21 protein-coding genes, 1 tRNA gene and 1 pseudogene are annotated in these 20,987 nt (G+C 60.5%); 13 read left to right on the top strand and 10 right to left on the bottom strand.

Annotated features, from left to right (window positions below; genetic code table 11):
- The first annotated feature begins 16 nt into the window (after window positions 1–16).
- The 9 genes from JANGC3_RS0126245 to JANGC3_RS0126200 all read left to right on the top strand — a co-directional run bounded on the left by JANGC3_RS0126245 (window position 17) and on the right by JANGC3_RS0126200 (window position 5,789).
- A complete protein-coding gene (locus tag JANGC3_RS0126245; RefSeq protein ID WP_198292111.1) occupies window positions 17–259 on the top strand; it encodes a hypothetical protein in 243 nt (80 codons plus the stop codon).
- Entirely contained in the window at window positions 256–2,322 is a 2,067-nt protein-coding gene (locus tag JANGC3_RS0126240) for a DNA polymerase (protein WP_017879472.1), read from the top strand. Before JANGC3_RS0126245 ends, JANGC3_RS0126240 begins: the two co-directional genes overlap by 4 nt.
- Before the next feature lie 2 nt (window positions 2,323–2,324).
- Window positions 2,325–2,471 (top strand): hypothetical protein, encoded by a 147-nt coding sequence (locus JANGC3_RS33060; RefSeq protein ID WP_017879471.1) that lies wholly within the window; start codon window positions 2,325–2,327, stop codon window positions 2,469–2,471.
- Window positions 2,472–2,560: 89 nt separating this feature from the next.
- Window positions 2,561–2,872, top strand: coding sequence for a VRR-NUC domain-containing protein (locus JANGC3_RS0126225; RefSeq protein ID WP_017879469.1), 312 nt, complete (start codon window positions 2,561–2,563; stop codon window positions 2,870–2,872).
- The gene (locus JANGC3_RS33055; protein ID WP_017879468.1) at window positions 2,869–3,024 is read left to right on the top strand and encodes a hypothetical protein; all 156 of its coding nucleotides are present in this window, start codon (window positions 2,869–2,871) and stop codon (window positions 3,022–3,024) included. Before JANGC3_RS0126225 ends, JANGC3_RS33055 begins: the two co-directional genes overlap by 4 nt.
- On the top strand, window positions 3,017–4,393 hold the full coding sequence (locus JANGC3_RS0126215; protein ID WP_017879467.1) for a DEAD/DEAH box helicase: 1,377 nt from the start codon (window positions 3,017–3,019) through the stop codon (window positions 4,391–4,393). Before JANGC3_RS33055 ends, JANGC3_RS0126215 begins: the two co-directional genes overlap by 8 nt.
- A complete protein-coding gene (locus tag JANGC3_RS34375) occupies window positions 4,390–4,596 on the top strand; it encodes a DUF4224 domain-containing protein (RefSeq protein WP_017879466.1) in 207 nt (68 codons plus the stop codon). The genes JANGC3_RS0126215 and JANGC3_RS34375 overlap by 4 nt, the downstream gene beginning before the upstream one ends.
- Window positions 4,597–4,598: 2 nt before the next feature.
- Entirely contained in the window at window positions 4,599–5,639 is a 1,041-nt protein-coding gene (locus tag JANGC3_RS0126205) for a tyrosine-type recombinase/integrase (RefSeq protein WP_017879465.1), read from the top strand.
- A 76-nt stretch (window positions 5,640–5,715) separates the two neighbouring features.
- Window positions 5,716–5,789 (top strand) — tRNA-Gly (locus JANGC3_RS0126200).
- Between the two features lie 212 nt (window positions 5,790–6,001).
- On the opposite strand, the gene JANGC3_RS0126195 is transcribed toward JANGC3_RS0126200, so the two are convergent.
- The 7 genes from JANGC3_RS0126195 to JANGC3_RS33040 all read right to left on the bottom strand — a co-directional run bounded on the left by JANGC3_RS0126195 (window position 6,002) and on the right by JANGC3_RS33040 (window position 12,250).
- The gene (locus JANGC3_RS0126195) at window positions 6,002–6,925 is read right to left on the bottom strand and encodes a DUF3800 domain-containing protein (protein ID WP_017879464.1); all 924 of its coding nucleotides are present in this window, start codon (window positions 6,923–6,925) and stop codon (window positions 6,002–6,004) included.
- Window positions 6,926–7,640: 715 nt separating this feature from the next.
- On the bottom strand, window positions 7,641–8,030 hold the full coding sequence (locus JANGC3_RS30220) for a hypothetical protein (protein WP_157407028.1): 390 nt from the start codon (window positions 8,028–8,030) through the stop codon (window positions 7,641–7,643).
- Between the two features lie 145 nt (window positions 8,031–8,175).
- The gene (locus JANGC3_RS0126185) at window positions 8,176–9,432 is read right to left on the bottom strand and encodes an IS4 family transposase (RefSeq protein ID WP_051068421.1); all 1,257 of its coding nucleotides are present in this window, start codon (window positions 9,430–9,432) and stop codon (window positions 8,176–8,178) included.
- 205 nt (window positions 9,433–9,637) lie between these two features.
- Window positions 9,638–10,171, bottom strand: coding sequence for a hypothetical protein (locus tag JANGC3_RS0126175; RefSeq protein ID WP_157407026.1), 534 nt, complete (start codon window positions 10,169–10,171; stop codon window positions 9,638–9,640).
- 25 nt (window positions 10,172–10,196) lie between these two features.
- A complete protein-coding gene (locus JANGC3_RS33050) occupies window positions 10,197–11,033 on the bottom strand; it encodes a DUF7946 domain-containing protein (protein ID WP_157407024.1) in 837 nt (278 codons plus the stop codon).
- Between the two features lie 126 nt (window positions 11,034–11,159).
- On the bottom strand, window positions 11,160–11,765 hold the full coding sequence (locus JANGC3_RS33045; protein WP_157407022.1) for a hypothetical protein: 606 nt from the start codon (window positions 11,763–11,765) through the stop codon (window positions 11,160–11,162).
- A gap of 335 nt (window positions 11,766–12,100) precedes the next feature.
- Entirely contained in the window at window positions 12,101–12,250 is a 150-nt protein-coding gene (locus JANGC3_RS33040) for a hypothetical protein (protein WP_017879459.1), read from the bottom strand.
- 237 nt (window positions 12,251–12,487) lie between these two features.
- Between JANGC3_RS33040 and JANGC3_RS33985 the strand changes: the two are divergent.
- Window positions 12,488–13,463, top strand: a pseudogene (locus JANGC3_RS33985) (Fic family protein).
- Between the two features lie 22 nt (window positions 13,464–13,485).
- Here the strand turns inward: JANGC3_RS33985 and JANGC3_RS0126150 are convergent.
- Window positions 13,486–14,397 (bottom strand): LysR family transcriptional regulator, encoded by a 912-nt coding sequence (locus JANGC3_RS0126150; protein WP_026133551.1) that lies wholly within the window; start codon window positions 14,395–14,397, stop codon window positions 13,486–13,488.
- 173 nt (window positions 14,398–14,570) lie between these two features.
- On the opposite strand from JANGC3_RS0126150, the gene hglS reads away from it, so the two are divergent.
- From hglS to trmB, 3 genes are all read left to right on the top strand, one after another.
- Entirely contained in the window at window positions 14,571–15,965 is a 1,395-nt protein-coding gene (gene hglS, locus JANGC3_RS0126145) for a 2-oxoadipate dioxygenase/decarboxylase HglS (RefSeq protein ID WP_026133550.1), read from the top strand.
- Window positions 15,958–17,409 carry an FAD-binding oxidoreductase gene (locus tag JANGC3_RS0126140; protein WP_081612040.1) on the top strand — a complete coding sequence of 484 codons (1,452 nt, stop codon included), beginning with the start codon at window positions 15,958–15,960 and terminating at the stop codon, window positions 17,407–17,409. The genes hglS and JANGC3_RS0126140 overlap by 8 nt, the downstream gene beginning before the upstream one ends.
- A gap of 271 nt (window positions 17,410–17,680) precedes the next feature.
- The gene (gene trmB, locus JANGC3_RS0126135) at window positions 17,681–18,361 is read left to right on the top strand and encodes a tRNA (guanosine(46)-N7)-methyltransferase TrmB (RefSeq protein ID WP_017879453.1); all 681 of its coding nucleotides are present in this window, start codon (window positions 17,681–17,683) and stop codon (window positions 18,359–18,361) included.
- 108 nt (window positions 18,362–18,469) lie between these two features.
- On the opposite strand, the gene JANGC3_RS0126130 is transcribed toward trmB, so the two are convergent.
- Window positions 18,470–19,756 (bottom strand): Glu/Leu/Phe/Val family dehydrogenase, encoded by a 1,287-nt coding sequence (locus tag JANGC3_RS0126130; RefSeq protein WP_017879452.1) that lies wholly within the window; start codon window positions 19,754–19,756, stop codon window positions 18,470–18,472.
- Window positions 19,757–19,896: 140 nt separating this feature from the next.
- Entirely contained in the window at window positions 19,897–20,859 is a 963-nt protein-coding gene (locus JANGC3_RS0126125; protein ID WP_017879451.1) for a LysR family transcriptional regulator, read from the bottom strand.
- Between the last annotated feature and the right edge of the window lie 128 nt (window positions 20,860–20,987).

The raw sequence follows: 20,987 nt of genomic DNA, 5'->3' as shown, positions 1-20,987 counted from the left end.
GAACGAAATCGCGCGCTTGAAAATGTTACAGGCGTCGGGGAAATCCCCCGGCAATCCGAAATGGTACAAGCCGAACACGATCAGCAAGCCCGTGCACACGCTGTTGCCATGCCAGGGCGGCCCTTACGACGGCGAGGCGCTGGACGTGTCGCTGAACGGCGCCGGCAAGGGCGGCGGCATGACGCTGGTGTTTGCGCACAGCGACACCTTCGGGCGGTACGTGCTGGGCGTCTCGTGCCTGAACTGGGAGCGGGTATGACCTGCCTCTACCTCGATGACGAAACATACTGCGAGACGCCGATCACCGCCGGCACGCACCGCTACGCCGAGGGCGCCGAGGTGATGCTGCGTGCCTGGGCCATCGACGACGGGCCAGTGTCGGTCTGGGACGTGACGACGGGCGACGCTGCGCCGCGCGCGCTAGTCGCCGCGATCAACGATCCCGACGTCGAGGTGTGGGCGCACAATTCGCACTTCGACCGCACGGTCGAGCGCCACGCCGGCTACACGATCGAGCTACCGCGCTGGCGCGACACCATGGTCCAGGCGCTGGCTCACGGCCTGCCCGGTGCGCTGGGCCAGCTGTGCGACATCTTGGGCGTACCGACCGACAAGGCGAAGGACAAGGCCGGCAAGGCGCTGATCCAGCTCTTTTGCAAGCCGCGCCCGGCAACCGCGAAAATACGACGGGCCACCCGCGAGACGCACCCGGCAGACTGGCAACGCTTTATCGAATATGCGGCGTTGGATATCGACGCCATGCGCGAGGTGCGACGTCGGTTGCCAACGTGGAACTACCAGGGCGCCGAGCTGGCGTTGTGGCACCTGGATCAGCGCATCAACGACCGGGGCGTCGCCATCGACCTGGAGCTGGCCGAGTGCGCCGTGCGCGCCGTCGACGGCGCCCAGGTCGATCTGGCCGCGCGCACGGTAGAAGCGACCAACGGCGAGGTGCAAACGGCCACCCAGCGCGACGCCATGCTGCTGCATGTCCTGCAAGAGTACGGCGTCGATTTGCCAAACCTGCAAATGGCCACCCTGGAGCGGCGCATCGCCGACCCCGATCTGCCGGGCGGCCTGCGCGAGCTGCTGCAGATCCGCCTGCAAGCATCGACCACCAGCACCAGCAAGTACAAGACGCTGATGAAGGGCACCAGCAGCGACGGCCGGTTGCGCGGGCTGTTGCAGTTCTGCGGCGCGAGCCGCACCGGGCGCTGGGCCGGCCGCCTGTTCCAGCCGCAGAACCTGCCGCGCCCGACGCTCAAGCAAGAGCAGATCGATCAAGGCATCGACGCGCTAAAAGCCGGCTGCGCCGACCTGCTTTTCCCGAACGTCATGCAGTTGACCAGCTCAAGCATCCGCGGCTGCATCGTGGCACCCGCCGACAAGAAGCTGGTGGTGGCCGACCTGTCGAACATCGAAGGCCGAGTGCAGGCGTGGCTGGCGACCGAGCGCTGGAAGCTGAAAGCGTTCCGCGACTTCGACGCCGGTACCGGCCCCGATCTGTACAAGCTAGCCTATGGTAAGTCGTTCGGCATCAAGCCCGAGGATGTCACCAAGGACCAGCGCCAGGTCGGCAAGGTGCAAGAGCTGGCGCTGGGCTACGAAGGCGGTGTCGGGGCGTTCGTCACGTTCGCGGCCGCCTACGGCATCGACCTTGAGCAGCTCGCCATGCAGGCCGCCGGCGCGATCCCGGGCAACGTGTGGGGGCAAGCCCACATCATGCTCGAATGGCACCGTAAGAAGGGCCGCGATCCGGCCGCCGGCTTTGGCCTGTCCGAACGCGCCTGGCTAACCTGCGAGTCGTTCAAGCTGGCCTGGCGGGACGCCCACCAGAACATCGCCGCGCTGTGGAAGGAACTCGACGAGACGGTGCGCACGGCGGTCGACTGCCCAGGGCGCACATTCCCATGCCAGATGCTCAAGATCCGCCGCGACGGAAACTGGCTACGCATCGGCCTGCCGTCCGGCCGCGCCATCTGCTACCCGTCGCCGCAGATCGAAGACGGCAAGATCACCTACGTGGGCGTGAACCAGTACTCGCGCAAATGGTGCCGCCTGCAAACCTACGGGGGCAAGATTTTCGAGAACATTTGTCAAGCCGTGGCCCGCGACGTAATGGCCGTGAACATGCAACCGATCGAGGACGCCGGCTACGCCATTGTGCTGTCCGTACACGACGAGCTACTTACCGAAGTGCCGGACAGCGCGGACTTTAACGCCGAGCACCTGAGCAACCTGCTGGCGACCAACCCGCCTTGGGCGCCTGACATGCCGCTGGCCGCCGCCGGCTTTGAAACCACGAGATATAAAAAGGACTGATCATGATTTTTAAATTGAAAAACTATATGCGCCGGCGCCAGATGGCCAACCTGCAACGCGAACTGGAACGCGTGCGCATGATGCGCATGTTCCTGACGCAAAAAGAATTCAACCTGCGCGGGCGGATGGCCGTGTTGGAGGCCGCGTGATGTTCTGGATAATTCTCGGGGGTATAGCAGTAACCGGCCTGGCGGTCTACCTGATCGCCGAATTGAAAAACGACATGGAGGGGTGCTAGATGAGAGAGTCGACCATCGAAAAGCGCCTCGTCGCGCGCGTCAAGCAGATGGGTGGCGAAGTGCGCAAGGTGTCCTGGATCGGCCGGCGCGGCGCGCCGGATCGACTGGTGATGCTGCCGGCTCGCCGGCTGACCGACGCGCTGGACTGCGCCTGGTGCAACCCGGCCGGCGTCGCCATCTGGATAGAGCTGAAGGCGACCGGCAAGACGGCCGAGCCGCACCAGGCCCGTGAGCACGCCCGCATGCGCGCGATGGGCCAGCGCGTCGAGGTGGTCGACTCATTTGAACGAGTAGACGAGGTGCTGTCATGAGCGCCGCGACGATCGTGCTGCTGGTGCTGGCCTGGCTGATCGTGCTCACCGCGGCGCTGTGCTTCTTCGGCGGCGGCCAATCGTGTGGGGGTGACTGCGACCAAGGCCGCCGCCGCTGCGACTGCCGCACCAAGGGGCCGGACAATGGCTAGAGACTTCACCGCGCGCCCTTATGGCGGCCTGATCACCGACCACATCCTGGACGTGCCGCGCTGCGCCGTCTGGGCCGGCATGGGCTTGGGCAAGACCGTATCCACCCTGAACGCGCTGAACACACTGCAGCTGATCGACGACGCCCCGGTGCTGGTGCTGGCCCCGTTGCGGGTGGCGCGCAGTACCTGGCCAGACGAGGCGCGCAAGTGGGCGCACCTGCGCCATCTGTCCGTCATGCCGATTGTCGGCGGCGAGGCCGAGAGGCGCATGGCGCTGCGCCACGACGCCAACATCTACACCACGAACTACGAAAACCTGCCCTGGTTGGTTGAGCACTTCGGCGAGCGCTGGCCATTCCGCACCGTGGTGTCGGACGAGAGCACCAAACTGAAAGGGTTTCGGCTGCGACAGGGCACCCAACGCGCCAAGGCCCTGGGCCGGGTGGCGCACACCAAGATCGACCGCTTCATCGAGCTGACCGGCACGCCGTCGCCGAATGGGTTGATGGATTTGTGGGGGCAAGCGTGGTTCCTCGACGCCGGCGCCCGGCTGGGCCGCACGTTCGACGGTTTCAAGACGCGCTGGTTCCGCCCGTCGCATGACGGCTACGGCAGCCTGCCGATGGATCACGCCCAGCGCGAGATACAGGACAAGCTGCGCGATCTGTGCATCACCATTGACGCTAAGGACTGGTTCGACCTGCGCGAGCCGATTGTGAACAACCTCTATGTCGATCTACCGATCAAGGCTCGCCAGTTGTACCAGGACATGGAAAAGCAAATGTTCATGCAGCTGGAAGAACACGAAGTAGAGGCGTTCGGCGCCGCGGCGCGCACGGTGAAGTGCCTGCAGATCGCCAACGGCGCGGCCTACGTCGGCGAGAACTCGGCGGAGTGGAAGGAGATCCACGACGCCAAACTGCAGGCGCTCGAGGACATCGCCGAGGAAGCCGGCGGCATGCCGATCCTGGTGGCCTACAACTTCAAGTCCGATCTGGCGCGGCTGCGCGCGGCATTCCCGAAGGGCAGGCATCTGGACGCCAACCCGCAGACCATCGTGGACTGGAACGCAGGGTGTATCCCGATGCTGTTCGCGCACCCGGCCAGCGCCGGCCACGGTTTGAACTTGCAGGACGGCGGCAACATTCTGGTGTTCTTCGCCCATGACTGGAACCTGGAGAACAGGCTGCAGATCATCGAGCGCATCGGGCCGACCCGCCAGATGCAAGCAGGCCACGACCGCCCGATGTTTATTCACAACATCATTGCCCGCGACACTGTGGACGAGATGGTCATCGAGCGCGTCGAGACGAAGCGCGAGGTGCAAGACATTTTGCTGTCGGCTATGAAATTGAAAGGCTACAAATGAGCAGCCCAAGCGTGTTCCTGTCCGCCGAAGACGTTGCCACCTTGACCGGGCGCAAGGTACGAGCGAAGCAGATCGAGACGTTGCGCAGCATGGGCGTACCCTTCTACGTCAATGCCGTGGGGTGCCCAGTAGTACCCGCCGCCGCCGTGGAAGGCCGCAAGGCGCCGGCCCCGAAGCCTAAATCTAACTGGCGCACTAGCTGATCATGGGCCGCAAACCGAGCGCGAACGCCAACCTACCGCCGCTGATGCGCAAGCGCGCGCAGCGCAGCGGCAAGGTGTTCTACTACCTGGACACCCGGGGCCGGCCGCGTCGTGAAATTCCCTTGGGCGACGACTACATTCTGGCGCTGCGCAAGTACGCGGAGCTTCACGAGACGGCAGCCCCGGTGACGACGGCCTCGTTCGACGCGCTGGTCAGCCGCTACCTAAAAGAAATGGAAGACGGCACGCTGAAGCTTTCCCGAAACACAACCAAGACCCACACGTCGGATATGAAGCACTTGGTTGCCTTCTTCAATTGCGCGCCGCTGGAAGATATCCGGCCGATGGACATTAAGAAGTTCCTCGATAAGCACAAGGGCATCCCGACCACTGCGAACCGCTGCAAGCGCCTGTTTTCCACCCTTTGGAACCACGCGCGCGGCTGGGGGTACACCGATCTGGAAAATCCTTGCACCGGCATCCGGGGCCATTCACTTGAAAAACGCACGGTGTATGTCACCGACCAGGTGTTTGCCGCCGTGTACGCGCACGCGAGCGAGCCGCTGCGCGATGCGCTGGACATGGCCTATCTCACCGGCCAACGGCCAGGCGACGCGGTCAAAATGCGGGTGGACGATATCGAGGACGGCCGGCTGCGGATCACCCAGGGGAAGACGGGCAAGCGCCTTCGGGTGTCGATCACCGGCGAGCTGGCCGAGCTGTTGGCCCGGATCGCCGCGCGCAAGGCACAGCACACGACGCTAAGCGGGAGTCTGTTGGTCGGCAGCACCGGCAAGCCGTTGACCCTCCCGGCGCTGCGCTACCAGTTCGACCAAGCCCGCGCGAAGGCGGCAGCCGGCAACCCTGATCTGGACGAAGCGATCAAAGCCATGTGGTTCTACGACTTGCGCGCGAAGGCGGCGGATGACACGAGCGACGAGCGCGGGGAGCAGGCCGCTAGTGATTTGCTGGGGCATGACAACGTGAAAACAACGCAGCGTCATTACTTGCGGCGAGGTAAAATAGTCGTGCCAACCAAGTGATTTGCGGAGCGCCGCCATACTTTGCGGAGCAAGCTGATTGCGCTGATGGTAGTTTATCTTGTAGAATCAATACCTTGCGGGTGTAGCTCAATGGTAGAGCAGAAGCTTCCCAAGCTTACGACGAGGGTTCGATTCCCTTCACCCGCTCCATAGCGAGATTGCGTTCACAATTAGGCAATTCGTGCTCCACAAACTGCGAGCCGCTCCACAAAAACCTGCTAAATCATCGCCATGGGGCGTGGCCGCGAATCCTGACGTGGACTTGACGGCGCGTCTAAAAAAACGCTGCGCCTCCGAAAAATTTGCGCTATACTGACGCAAATGGATTGGGCGTACCCGGTCGGCGTCTAGCCTCGATGAACTCATCGGGGCTTTTCGCTTTCTACGGCCGGATAAATTTTTAGGCCCCAATTCTCGAATCCTTTCCCGACGTTCGCTCTGCCACCACTGCAGTAAAACTTAGAGCGCAGGACATCGAAGGCCCGGTTGTATTGGCCTCTCTGGACCAAGCTCAAGCCTACAGGCCGGGCAACTAGGTCTGCAAGCTGCAGCCCGGTCGAGTTCACTTTTTTGTCGCCGAAGATGATATCGAACGGCAACCTCTGTCCTAGCTTATTCGCACCATCGCACATGCGCCGGAACTCCAATTCAAGCTCATTGTCTTCTTTGTTCCCGCGGCGTTCAACAATGACATGAGTCGTGAGTTCTTCCTGACCTTTTTCGACGAGAAACTCGTAGAGAGTCTCCAGGCAGAACCCTAGCGCTATATGGTAAGGGTTCGAAGGGTTGACTTGTCTGGACTTGAGTTGTGCCTTGTCGATGATGCAGCTTATCAGTACGAAGTTGCTCGACTCGATGATGTCGGTCAGGTCAGACAAGAACTGCCCCTTCAGCTTGTGGTTCCTAAAACGTTTGAAGTCGCCCTTTGCCTTCCGAATCTCATGTTCGTGCAAGACGACTAGGTCATGTCCGAAATATTTAAACTTTAGATCTTCGATATCGGCGACAACTTTCTTCGTGTAGTGACGCTTGTAAAACACGCAGAATGCCAATACGAACACCGGGTACGCGGCATCAAGACTTTGCAGGCCGTGGTCCCCACTTTCGTCTACATACACGACAAACTTGCTGTATTTGCTTTCCGGCGCGCTTGCATCAGCGCTAGTTGCTGGCAATGGCTCTGCACTTGCCGAGGGCAAATCGGCAATTTCCTCGGCGCTGATTTCCGGACATGGGTTGTTCGCGATAAGTTCAGCCGGCTCGAATAGTGGGATTTGCTTCTGCATGATGCGGGGCGCCCGGCAAAGGGCCTTATTGACTGGAAGGGACGATTCTAGCCTGATTTATGGTCAACGCTACAATTCGCGAATCGATAAAATATGACTATTTCGTTGGATCTACAATCTTGCCTCGACGAAGATAGTGCCGCTGTGTGGTCTTCACACTGTCGTGCCCCAGTAGATCGCTTGCCGCCTGGTCGCCGCGTTCGTCACTCGTATCATCTGCTGCCTTCGCCCGAAGATCGTAGAACCAGAAGGCGCGGATTGCTTCCGCCAATTTCGGCATCTCCTTCGCGGCCTTTGTACGTGCATCGCGGGTGAAAACTTCTTTCCAAGTACGGCGAACAAGGCTTTGAAAAGTGCCTCAAGCGGTTCCGACGACGAAAATCGGAAGGTGCAGTTCAAAAAGTTGGTAATCGCCGCGTTGGATGCGAATTAGATACGCAAAGGTAGACAAGCAAAGGGAAGGGTACGTCACCGCCAGAGGGGAGGGCGAGGAAGACCTCGCCGGTCTCTGGATCGGCCACTGTCCATAACTTTCCCCCCGTATTACCAGACGGGGGGCTCGGCGCTCCAGCCTCCGGCGCGCCCGCTGGCGCGGTCGCACCGCATGCTTGCGCACCGAGTGCGTCGTCGGGAACGGGTTGAATTGTGCAAGGGGTATCCATAGCCCCTATGGTAGGGGTATTGGAAATCCCTTGTCAAGGGTATTTAATACCCCTTACCGAGATCCGTCGGGACTTGTTAGCTCGCGCCGATCCTCGATAGGCACATCGCCGCTGACTGCTTTCCAAAAATTGCCAAGGTCCTTAGCAACGCTGTAGCCCAGCGACCGCAAGGCGATAGGGCCTTCTTCGACGAAGAATTCGCGGATCGAAATGCCGAGGATTTCTTCATACTTTCGCACTGTACGCTTGTTGTGGATTAGAACCAACACTTTCCAACCCACGTAGTCGCCGAACATCAACATACCCATTGCTTTTTCTAACTCGTCGGCGCTTCCTGAGAATCTGTTTAACGCATCGTTTACAACAGCCGCGAGCTCAGCAACACGTTCGGGCGGGTGAACTTGGTGAACGGGCGGAGTAGGGTATTTATCTTTTCGTGCCATCGGGCTCTCCTCAATGGGTAGAGGATAGTCGAATAAGGGGTGACCAACAACCCTTTTTGTTGAAGGAGGCGGCCAGGTTACCCACCGCGTCGCACGCTCTTGCCCTGTTCATGCAATCCACCCAAGTTAGGGATTTTCCAACCTTTTAACATGGTTTTTGGATCATGTGCTTGTGCGGCTTCGGCCTGGTTTTGCGTGTTTTGGATAGATTTTCCCGATGGATGTGTGTCCGTTTCGCAATCAGGCGCAGCACCTCGCGCAGTAACTTCGCCACCTTTTTTCCGAGCAGAAGGGCCGGCAACAATGGTTTGAGGGCGGTATGCGCATAGGCGTGGTTGATGCGCTCGGCTGCGCGCAGGTCGGCGCTGTCGTGGGCTGTCAAGGCCGCCAGGGTTTGCAAGTTATCGCACATGATTTTGGCGGCGACGTCCTGCACCACGGCTTGCTGGGACAGGCCAGACACATGCTCCAAATTGAGNCGATGCTTGAGCCGCTTGAAGGCTTCCTCGATACGCCAGCGCTTGTGGTAGAGGTCGCCGAAGCCGTCGGCGGGAAAGCGCGCGCTGTCGAACAAATTGGTCATCAACACCCGCACCTTGCCGTTCGGCGCGACATGGCGGACGAGGCGCACCTGCTGGGGTTCTCGGGGGCATTCATAATCGTCGGCGTCGCGCCGGTCGGGCGCGCGCAGCATGACGAGCTGCTCGCTCAGACCGGAGCGCAGGAAGTCGCGCACGCAGGGAAAGCCGCCGTTGCCGGCCTTCTCGACGCGCATGCAGAACGCAATGTGACGATGTTTGAGCAGCGATACCAGCCATCGGGACGGGTAGCCCCGGTCGAGCAGCAGAAGATCGGTGCCGGAAAGCCGGTCCAGGTGTTCGACCAGCATTTGCCGCTCGCCGCAGTCCTCGATGCCGTGCAGCGAGGCCGCAAGCATCAACTCCGCGCCGGGAAGGAACAGGCCGAACAGGATTTGATCGGCCAGCGCGGCGCGCTTGACGTGGCTGGCGCGCAAGCCGAATCGCATGGTCGAAGCATCAGCGGCGACCAAACGCAGGCCGCGCCAGCGCGGCACAAATCCGTGGTGCTCGGCGCGTGCGACCAGCCAGTCGTTGAGCAGGGGAATGGCCGTCAGAGACAGCTTGGCGCGCGCCTGGGCGAACGCCTGCTCAGACACCTTGCGCACCAATTGCGCACGTTGCTGCAGATGGGCGAAGAATACGTCGAGCTCGGCTTGGACGCTCATGCGCATACCGGTAAGCATCAACGCGACCAGCGCCGGCAACGGCAATTTTCGCTGGCGGGAAAATGCGGCGGGGNGTTCAATATGTCGGGCCGTCAGAAGGAATTCGACGGACTGCAAATGCGCGGCAAGATCGTTGAACAGTGCGGCAAGGGACATAGCGGCCAATGAGGTAAAAAATCTCACTGACCGCGCCCTACCTCACTGGCATGTCAAGCTTTTTATTGTATTTCGCTCTACTTTTAAAGAAAAATTCTTAACTTGGGTGGATTGCCTGTTCATGGGGCGGCGAGCGACGCCGTGGATAACCGAAAGCAAGCTTGCTCATATTCAGCTACCCAACCTATAGTCTAATTTGGGCGGTTTAAAGAATCATGTCATCTGGAGGCCCGTCTGGATTGGCCTGAAGAAATTCACGAGAGTCAGCCGCGAAGTCATAGAGAAGGCCCCAGTGCCTTTTCGATGTGTCTATTCCTGCTGCGAAGTTCCGACCGGTCAGAGCACACGTAGCATAATAACCGAACATATAATGCGCCACGTCTTTGTTTATTTGACCGGATTTGACTAATAAGGCTATCTCTTCGAAGAACGTCAAAAACTTCCGCTTTTTGTCCGGCATTTCGTTGCCTGTGGCAAGCAAGACACTGTCATCATCGATTAAGCATAAAACAGAATACAGATCAACATTGTCGAACAGCCGGCGGTGTTGGTTCAGAAAAAATTCAGTACGTTTAAGCTTCGCTGCGTTTTCCTTATCGTAATTGTCCTTCTCGCGCTGGTCAACGAGGCGTTCGAGCTCTCGATAGACTTTATATAATCCGATTACACCAACAATGATCGTAAAGACGGTGGTCAAGGCTTGCCAATAGACCGCCCACTCAGCCATCGTGCGACACATAGTCGATCCGAATGCGCAATATAGATCAGGTGCGTTTGTCTTCAAGAATAAGCTCTACAATAGTTAGTCGTTTTAGATTCCCCAGAGAATTTCTTACAGCGTAAGCGCCGATTCGACGCCTTCCCCCAAGCTCATTTATTTGATCATCCATCGAAGCACTTGCAGCGCGTTGCGCGGAGATATTCTGCTTGAATCGATCAATCTTGAACGGAATAGTTTCGCCAATTTCTTCCAGATACGCCCTGCCATAACCCGAAAGGGAATTGTATTTTGTTACGTTTCCGTACCAATAGGTCAATTCAGGTTCTTGAGCCATCACGCTAACATACGCAAGGGTTTTTTTATCGAGGGTGACAGCATCATCTGATTTAGGCCGTGCAAACGTTATCGTTTTAGCCCCTTTGGACTTTATCGGCCGCTGCAATTTTTGTAGAGCATTTTCGAGCTCTTCCGCGACCTCTTCAAAATACGTTTCGTTCTTACCGACAATTTTTCTTACCATTGGCGTGCTTGGATCGTAAGGGTGACCTACAGCCGCAGAAACACTCGCAGTAAGAAAATCCCAGAAGTTATTGACGATGACGCTCGGTTTGATTTTTGCGACTGTATCGGCGTCAAAGACAACAGTAACAACTTCTTCAAAGCATCCTTTTTTTGCCGCCGAGAGGTACGTTTCCGCGCCTTCTGGCGCTGTTAAACGCTCGCGAATTTGCCCGTCGTTGGCGAAAGCATGCACGATAACGTTCACCACCCGAGCGATCCCGTCCAACGACTCTGCAGCTTGGTACAAGTTGAGCTGACCGGAGTCGGCGGTATTTCCGTCATACCTGATCACAATGTCGAGGTTTTTTTTGTCGCTCACGCGGACTCCAATGATAAGAAAGATCCATTATCTTACTATCATTTTTTCTTTTGAGCAATTTTTGGCGTTGGAACGTCGATTGTGGCGCTAGCAGGGACACTGCAGGAGAGAAAACTGTCATTTGCGTCACAGATCCGAAATATTTAAATCGGTGTTCCCCGTCATGTCCAAACGCCCGTCTATAGCAAGGTCTCGCCACGGATCGACGAACTGGCCCTCGTGCCAAAAGAACATCGGTGAAAAGAAGCATCGCTCATCTAATATAGGAAGCACCGCCCTTGGCGTAGCCGGCACAGTTGGCCCACAGTAGCGGAAGAGGCAAACGTTCGTTAGCCAATTTTCGAACTCTTCCAGGTACTTGTCCGGGTCTGACGGAATCGCGTGCTTCTCTTCTCCTTCTGCCTCATCGTCACCGCGGCGATACCAAGCCAGGATATCCTTTTCACAAAAATGAAGAGCTCTCCAATTGTCGACAAAGGAGTCGTCAGGAACCCAGTCGTCCATTGCATTTTTGACGTCGTATGCCACGAGTAGACCTGATCGATACGCTGTTTCGGTAGTCCGGTTTAGCTTCGCCTCACCGACCACCTGATGCCAGTTTTCGAATCTTTTTGATTTGGCGACTTGTTCAAGTGCCTGATGGTGAAGGAGATTAGTGGAACGCTTCAACGCCCGCGCTTCTTGCTTCCACCTACCGAACGCGAGTGAAGAAAATAGATACTGAGTCTGCATGAGATACTCCATTCATGCGGTATGTCCAGCGCCTACTACCGAATCCCGCAGTGAAGAGGAATCTCAGGAGATATTTGAATTGATCGTCCCGTCCGGGTGCGCAAGGTGGGCTGCCAGGCCTCGATCCGGCCAGTTGCTGATGTTACCTATTCGTGCCCGGTTGAGCAAGCGTGTGGTAGTCCGAAAAATTTCTTGGGTACGAAAAGCCGCTCCACAATTTCGTTTTTTCCAGCATGCGCAAGGGCTCGTGTCACTCGCGGATTTGCCTCATTTGTGGAGCGGTATTTACTGGTCGGATCGCACAGTTGCTGGATTTTCAAGATAGCTTCCCAAGCTTACGACGAGGGTTCGATTCCCTTCACCCGCTCCAATGAAAAACGGCGGAAACCTTCTTTCGCCGGCTCCACAAAACAAAACTCCACAAAGCGCTGAAATAGTTTTTCATGGTCGCGCATTTTTATTTTTTGCCAATAAATTTCCCACATTTCAATTGCCGAATCGGAAATTTATCCGAGAAACGCAGCGTTGTTTTTGTCTTTCGTCACATGAAAAACTTGCACTGCAAGCCCTCTACCCGACGGAAGTGTAGATAGCTCGACTTGTAATTTTGGGTTATTACACATGTGGCAGTCTAATAGCGGTCGTAAGTATATGATTTTAAGGTGTATTATCTTAAAAATTCAACTTAATACTTGACGCCATTTAAGAAGGGCAGGATCGCTGTGCCAGACTTCCGCCACTTTGACCTGAAGCTTTTAAATCCCTCGTTCGATTCGCCGCTTGTCGATGTTCTAACGGAACTAGAACACTTGCGGCGCCTGAAACTTGGCGGGACAACGCCCGCATCAACTTTCTTCCAGCTAAAGCATATTTTTCACATGCTGGAAAGTCTGGGCTCTGCACGAATCGAGGGCAACCATACGACTCTTGCCGACTATGTGGAGACTTCGGTGAAAGGGGGCACAAATGATAGCGACCAGGTACGCGAGATTTCCAACATCGAAAAGGCGATGCAATACGTCGAGGATGTGGTGACTGCGTATTCATCAGTCTCGGAACACTTCGTCCGAGAGCTGCACGCGCTGGCAGTGCATGACCTGGAAAGGGAGGGCGACCGCACGCCCGGAGCATATCGAACGGGAGCGGTCCGTATTGCCAAGTCAGACCATCTTCCGCCAGACCCTGTCCTTGTACCTGGCTACATGGAAGAGCTGATCGGATTCATCAATCGGGATGATGCTCCCAAGTATGCCTTGATCAAGGTTGCATTGGCACATCATCGCTTTGGCTGGATTCACCCGTTTAGCAACGGGAATGGGCGCGTCGTGCGTTTGATGACCTATGCCCTTCTGATCAAGTATGGTTTCCATGTCAAGACAGGCGGGCGGGTGTTGAATCCGATTGCTGTCTTTTGCATGGGTTTTAACGATATTGTCGACCGCGTCGCAGCAGACGTACGTATATCTGGTGGAGCAACTGCGCGAACTCAAGCTCGCCTACCTGCCCGTGGCCCTGTTCGGCACCAGCACCGGTTATCACGCGCTAATGCGGCCGCGTTTCGCCGGCGCCTTCCTTGCCAACCCGGACTTGCCCGAGCGCTTACGCCAAGGCGCGCCGCTCAATGCGCCGAACAAGGCTACGTTTTACTCCCCGGCGGCAACCGGCTATACCGACTACCCGGCCTTAAGCGCAAGCTAGGTTTTGGGATGGTTGTGGCGGCCTACAACGGGCCTGCAGCCGGCGCCTGCAGCGTCGCCGCCTTCAGCCAGCTGCGAAACGCCTGCAGCGGCGGATAGCTGGCGCGGCTGGACGGCCACGCCAGGTAGTAGCGCTCGGCGCTTTCGACCGGGCCGTTGATCGCTTCAACCAGGTCGCCGCGCGCCAGTTCGCTTTCGATGAGGAACCGCGGCAACAGCGCGATGCCCAAGCCCGAAATCGCCGCCTGCGTCGCCATGGCAAACTGGTCGACCAGCATGCCATGCACGTCGTCGGCCTCCACGCCCATGGCGCCCAGCCAGCGCCGCCAGGCGTCCGGACGGCTGACCATGTGCAGCAACGGCACTTTGACCAGGTCGGAGGCGGACGTGAATCGGTGGGTGGCCAGCAGTGCGCGGCTGCACGCCGGCACCACCGTCTCGTTCATCAGGAAGTCGAGTTCGGCGCCCGGCCATTCCGGCGGGCCGAAATGAATCGCCGCGTCCACCGATTCGAGGTTGAAATCGAATGGCGCCAGCCGCGTCGTCAGGTTGATGGTGATGCCGGGATTGTCGGCGAGGAATTGCGGCAGGCGCGGCGCCAGCCAGCGCGTGCCGAAGGTCGGCAAGATGGCCAGGTTCAAGGTGCCGCCCTGCGGATTGGCGCGAAAGCCCAGCGTCGCCGTCGAGATGCGCTTGAGCGCGCCGCGGATTTCCTCCGCGTAGGCTTCGCCGGCCTGCGTCAGCCGCACGGTCTGGCGCTCGCGCACGAATAAATCCGAGCCCAGCAACTCTTCCAGCGCGCGGATTTGGCGGCTGATCGCGCTTTGCGTGAGGTTGAGTTCGCTGGCCGCAGCGGTGAAGCTGTGGTGCCGCGCCGCCGCTTCGAAGGCGCACAGGACTGCCATTTGCGGAAGGAATCGACGGGGGATAGCCATACGGGTCATTCTACAATGGAATGATGTCAGGCGGCATTATCGTTTGACGCTGTCCAGCGTTGGCAACGATAATTTGGCTTGCCCCTAACGCCTTAGTAATGCTTCTTCAGCATGATGGCAGCGCTGCCGGCTTGATTGCGTGGCGGACTCAACCTCGGAAAAACACCATGTTCATGCACACACCACCATTCGTATCCACCGACGAGATCCGCTCTCGCTTTTCCAAGGCCATGTCCGATATGTACCGGCAGGAGGTGCCGCAATACGGCACCTTGCTGGAGCTGGTGACCGACGTCAACGCCGCGGTCATGCAGGGCAATCCCGGCCTCGCCGGGCAATTGGCGCAGAGCGGTGAGCTGGAGCGCCTGGACGTCGAGCGGCATGGCGCGATCCGCCTCGGCACGCCCGCCGAGCTGGCCAATATGCGGCGCATCTTCGGCGTGATGGGCATGTTGCCGGTCGGTTACTACGACTTGTCGGTGGCCGGCGTGCCGGTGCACTCGACGGCGTTCCGGCCGATCAGCGACGCCGCGCTGACGCGCAATCCCTTCCGTGTCTTCACCTCGCTGTTGCGCCTGGAATTGATCGACAACGCGGCGGTGCGCGCCGAAATCGAGGCGATCCTGAGCCGCCGCAACATCTTCACCGAGCGCGCGCTGGAATTGACGCGCCAGTTCGAAGCGACCGGCGGCTTGCTGTCGAGCGAGGCCGACGAGTTCGTCGCCGAGGTGCGCGAGACGTTCCGCTGGCACAGCGAGGCCACCGTCGGCGAGGATACTTACCACCGGCTGCACCAGGCGCATCGCTTGATCGCCGATGTCGCCTGCTTCAAGGGACCGCACATCAACCACCTGACGCCCAGGACGCTGGATATCGACGCCGCGCAGGCGGAAATGCTCAAGCGCGGCGTCGGCGCCAAGGACGTGATCGAAGGCCCGCCGACGCGCAAATGCCCGATCCTGCTGCGCCAGACCAGCTTTAAGGCATTGGAAGAGCGGGTCGCCTTCGTCGGCGCCGACAGTTCGGCGCAGGGCACCCACACCGCCCGTTTCGGCGAAATCGAACAGCGCGGCATGGCGCTGACCGGCAAGGGCAGGGCGCTGTACGACGAACTGCTGGCCGGCGTGCGCAACGCCGACCAGGCCGGCAGCGCCGGCGGCGACTACGCCCAGCGCCTGGCCGCGGCCTTCCTCGCCTTCCCGGATGAGCCGGAGGCGATCCGCCGCGCCGGCCTGGCTTTCTTCAGCTACGCGCTGACCGACGCCGGCAGCGCCGCCATCGGCAGCGGCAAGGACGCGGCCGCGCTCGACGAGCTCGTCGCCGGCGGCTACGTGCAGGCGCGGCCGATCACCTACGAAGACTTCCTGCCCGTCAGCGCGGCCGGTATTTTCCAGTCGAACCTGGGCGGCGCCGAGCAAAAAAGTTACGCGGCGAACGAGGCGAAAACCGCTTTCGAGGCGGCCTTGGGCGCCAGCGTGTACGACGAAATCGCGCTGTACCAGGCGCTCCAATCGCAGTCCATCGAGGCGGTCCGCTCGCAGCTGCGCGGAGACGCGAACCATGCATAAGCATACCGGCGTGGAGGGATTGGCCGGCGGCGCCGTCGTGCTGGCCGAGTTGAGCGCGATCGTCGGCGAGCGCGGCCTGCTGCGCGGCGACGACTGCCAGCCGTACGCGCAGGGCGCGCGTTACGGCAACGGCGTCGCGCTGTGCGTGGTGCGCCCCGCCACCACCGAGGAGGTCAGCGCGGTGGTAAAAGTGTGCGTCGCGCACCGGGTGCAGGTGGTCGTGCAGGGTGGGAATACCGGGCTGGTCGGCTCCAGCACGCCGGATAGCTCGGGCTTGCAGATCGTCTTGTCGCTCGGCCGCCTGCGCGGCGAGTGCGCGGTCGACGTCGCCAACCGCAGCGTGCGGCTCGACGCCGGCGTGACCTTGCAGGAGCTGAACGACAAGCTGGAGCCGCACGGCCTGTGGTTCCCGGTGGACCTGGGCGCCAACCCGATGATCGGCGGCATGATCGCCGCCAACACCGGCGGCACCCGGCTGATCCGCTACGGCGACGTGCGCCACAACCTGCTTGCCTTAGAGGTGGTGCTGTTCCACCCGGCCGGCGAAATCGTCCGCCTCGGCAGCGCGCTGCGCAAGGACAACACCGGCTACGACCTCAAGCAACTGTTCGTTGGCACCTCGGGCGTGGCCGGCGTGATCACCAAGGCGACGCTGGAAATCCACCCGCGGCCGAAACAGTCGGCCACCGCCCTGGTGGTGCCGGTGTCGGACGACGCCGTCGCCGAGCTGCTTGCCTCGCTGGAAGCCGAACTCGGCGATTTTTTCTCCGCGTTCGAGGGCATGTCGGCCAACGCCATGCGCGCCGCCATCGACCACGTGCCGAATTTGCGCAACCCCTTCGCCCCGGAGCCGATTCCCGACCTGGCCATCTTGATTGAACTGGAATCGAACGCCTCGCCGGCCTACACCGGCCTGGATCTGCAGGAAACGCTGAACCGCTTCCTGCAGGATAAATTCGAATCGTTGATATCCAACGCCGTCATCGGCAACGGCAAGGAACTCTGGCATTTGCGCCACGGCATCAGCGAAGGCGCGCGCAGCATCGGCAAGCCGATCGCCTTCGACGTCTCGGTGCCGCGTTCGCGCGTGATGGCGTTCCGCCAGGCGGCCAGCGCGCACGTGCAGGCCAATTTTCCGCATTTGCTGGTCGTCGATTTCGGCCACATCGCCGACGGCGGCGTGCACTTCAACGTCATCTGGCCGCACGCGGCCGCGTTGGCCTACGACCCGGCCATCGTGCAGCAGCTGCGCGACGACATTTACGCCATGGTGGTGGAGCGTTTCGACGGCAGTTACAGCGCCGAGCACGGCATCGGCCCGCACAACCTGGCGTATTACCGCAAATACGCCGGCGCCCGGGCCATGGCCATGGCCGGCGGCATCAAGCGGATGTTGGACCCGCTGGCGCTGTGCGGCACGGTCGACTTCGGCCAAGCCGAGTAAAAGCGCCGCCAGCGCTCAAAAGAACCAGCGGCCGGGCCGCCGGGGTCGGGCCCCGGGGTCCGCCCCCGGGCGTACGCTTTGGCTTTGATCATTTCAACGACAAGCCCGCCCGGCTCCCTCGCCGGCGCCCCGGCCTGTTAAAATATCGCCTTTGCGGAATCGCATTTACGCGCAAGTCGCCAGCGCCGTCGCGGTTCTCCCGCAGTTCTTTTACCCGTTACCCACTATTCCCATGTCCTCAGATACGCCCCAAAACAGCCCAGCGCGGCCAATGATGTACGATCCGACCGAACACCGCATCCGCAGTTTCGTCACCCGCGCCGGCCGCCTGTCGATCGCCCAGGCGCGCGCGCTGGAAACGCTGGGACCGCAATTTCTGCTTGAATTCAACAAGGCGCCGCTCGATTTCGCGCAGACCTTCGGCCGCGGCGCGCCGACGGTGCTGGAAATCGGTTTCGGCATGGGCGACACCACCTCGCACATCGCCAAGGGCATGCCGGAGAAGGATTTCATCGGCGTCGAAGTGCACACGCCCGGCGTCGGCAGTCTGCTCAAGCAGATCGGCGAGCAGGAGCTGGGCAATCTGCGGCTGATCCAGCACGACGCGGTGGAAGTGCTGAACCATATGATTCCGGCCAACTCGCTGGCCGGCGTGCACGTGTTCTTCCCGGACCCGTGGCACAAGGCGCGCCACAACAAGCGCCGCCTGATCCAGGCGCCGTTCGTCAAGCTGCTGACCGAGCGCCTGGCGCCGGGCGGCTATCTGCATTGCGCCACCGACTGGCAGGAATACGCCGAGCAGATGCTGGCAGTGCTGGGCGCCGAAAGCGGCCTGGCCAACACCGCCGAAGGCTACGCGCCGCAGCCGGCCTACCGACCGCTGACCAAGTTTGAGAACCGCGGTTTGCGGCTTGGGCACGGCGTATGGGATCTGGTGTTCGTCAAATCGTAGGTCGGATTAGCGCAACGCGTCATCCGACAATGTTGGCGCAAGCGTTTCGTGCCGGCTCGGCGCCAACATTGTCGGGTTAGGCCCCTTGGGCCAACCCGACCTAGCAAATTACGGGTACAGGCCGCGCACTTCGCGCGCTTCCAGCACGCGGGTGCACGCCAGGATGAAGGTGGCGGTGCGCATCGACACTTTCTTTTCCTGCGACACTTGCCAGATCGTGTCGAAGGCGTCGCGCATGATGCGCGTCAGGCGCGAGTTGATTTCCTCTTCGGTCCAGAAGAAGCTGGAGAAGTTCTGCGCCCACTCGAAGTAGCTGACGGTGACGCCGCCGGCGTTGGCCAGCACGTCGGGAATGATCAAGACGCCCTTGTCGGTCAGGATGTCGTCGGCCGCCGGCGTGGTCGGGCCGTTGGCGCCTTCCAGGATGATCTTGGCGCGGATCCGCCCGGCGTTGTCGGCCGTGATCTGCTGTTCCAGCGCGGCCGGAATCAGGATGTCGCAGTCGATGCCCCAGAACTGCTCGCGCGGCACGAAGCTGTCGGCGCCGGGGAAGCCTTCCACGGTGCCGGCTTCGGCCACGTGGGCCAGCAGGCGGGGAATGTCCAGGCCGCCCGGATGGACGACGGTGGTGTTCTGGTCCTGCACGGCCACCACTTTGGCGCCCGCTTCGGCGAACATGCGCGCGGCCACGCCGCCGACGTTGCCGAAGCCCTGCACGATGATCTTGGCGCCGGCGATCGGCATGCCGATCTTGGCGGCGGCGTCGCAGCCGACCACGTAGACGCCGCGGCCGGTGGCGTCGCGGCGGCCCAGGCTGCCGCCCAGCGAGATCGGTTTGCCGGTCACGACGCCGGTCGACATGTTGCCGCCGATCATGGCGTAACTGTCCATCATCCACGCCATCACTTGTTCGTTGGTGTTGACGTCGGGCGCCGGGATGTCTTTGTTCGGTCCGATGATGATGCTGATTTCACTGGTGTAGCGGCGGGTCAGGCGTTGCAGCTCGCCTTTCGACAGCGTTTTCGGATCGACGCGGATGCCGCCCTTGGCTCCGCCGTATGGCACGTTGACGGCCGCGTTCTTGACCGTCATCCAGGCCGACAGCGCCATCACTTCGGACAGGGTCACGTCCTGGTGGAAGCGCACGCCGCCCTTGCCGGGACCGCGCGACATATTGTGCTGCACGCGGTAGCCTTCGTAGTGGGCGATGGTGCCGTTGTCGCGCTCGATCGGCACGTCGACGGTCAGGATGCGCTTCGGACGCTTCAGCGTTTCGACCCAGCGCGACAGGCTGCCCAGGTAGGGCGTAACGCGGTCGATTTGTTCAAGGTAGTTGCCCCAAGGTCCCAGATCTTCTGGATTGAGATAGGAAGGCAGTTCGTGTTGACGAGTCATGCTTGATGCTCCTGACGATACGTTGGATGGCGCCGCGAAAAGGCGAAGCGCGGCGAGATCCGAATCGTAGGGGAAGCCGCCCGGGGGCGGCCAATGCTTTGTGCGCATTTAACTATGCGTAACTTGCATAGTTTTATTTTTTACGTTTTCGACGCCCGGGGACGGCGTTTTCCGGCGCGCGTTTTGCCCGCCTGGGCCAGGTATTGCCACAGCCTCTCAACCACCGCCTTGCCCGGCCGCTGCGGCGACGGCCGCTCGCGGTAGAGGCGGATTTCCATGTCGATTTCCCATTCCGGGGTGCCGTTGTCGGCGCGCGCCAGCAGCTTTTGCTTGAGTTCGCGCGCCACCGCCGACTCCGGCAGGAAGGCCACGCCGCGGCCCTCCAGCGCCATCATTTTCAAGCCCTCGGCCATGTCGGTTTCGTAGCAGGTTTCCAGGTGCAGCGGCTGCTTGGCGTCGGTCAGCATCAGTTCGACCATGCGCCCCAGGTAGGCGTTGTTGGTGTAGGACAGGAACGGCAGCGGCGCCTCGGGGCTGCCGGGCAGCGTGAACTCGGGCGTGCGCGCCTTGTCGCAGCGGGCGTAGGCGCGCACCGCCTCGTGGCCCAGCACCAGCATGTCGTAATTGCCCGGGTCCAGCTGCACCGGCAGGCGCGGGTGGTAGTAGCACAGCAGCAGGTCGCAGCCGCCGTCGACCAGTTGCAGCACCGCGTCGTGGACGTTGAGGGCCATCAGGCGGCAGTTGATCGGCGCGAAGCCCTGCCCCAGCGCCGTCAGCCATTTCGGCATGAAGGTCAGCGACAGGTTGTGCGGCACGGCGAAGTCGACGCTGGTTTGCACCGCCGCGCGCTTGCCGCGCAACAGCGCGCGCACGCCGTTGATCTGGCCCAGCATTTCCAGCGCCTGCTCGTAAAACACTGCGCCGGCCGGGGTCAGGCTGGTCGGGTAGGAGGTGCGGTCGACCAGGTCGGTGCCGAGCCAGTTTTCCAGCGATTGGATGCGCCGCGAGAAGGCCGGCTGGGTCACGTGGCGCAGCGCCGCCGAGCGGCTAAAGTTGTTGGTCTCGGCGAGCGAGATGAAGTCTTCAAGCCATTTGGTTTCCATGCGAGATCGTAACCGCCTTTGGCGGCAAATGCAAAACCGCTTTCAAACATTATGCAAATCCGGCATAGATCCATGCAGACAAGGCATTTGCCAGCGGAGGGCGAGGCGGCGTAGAGTCGCCGGATAAA

It is taken from the genome of Janthinobacterium sp. CG3 (assembly GCF_000344615.1).
In the GTDB taxonomy this organism is placed as follows: Bacteria; Pseudomonadota; Gammaproteobacteria; order Burkholderiales; family Burkholderiaceae_D; genus Janthinobacterium.
This window is presented reverse-complemented; position numbering and strand designations above follow the sequence as displayed.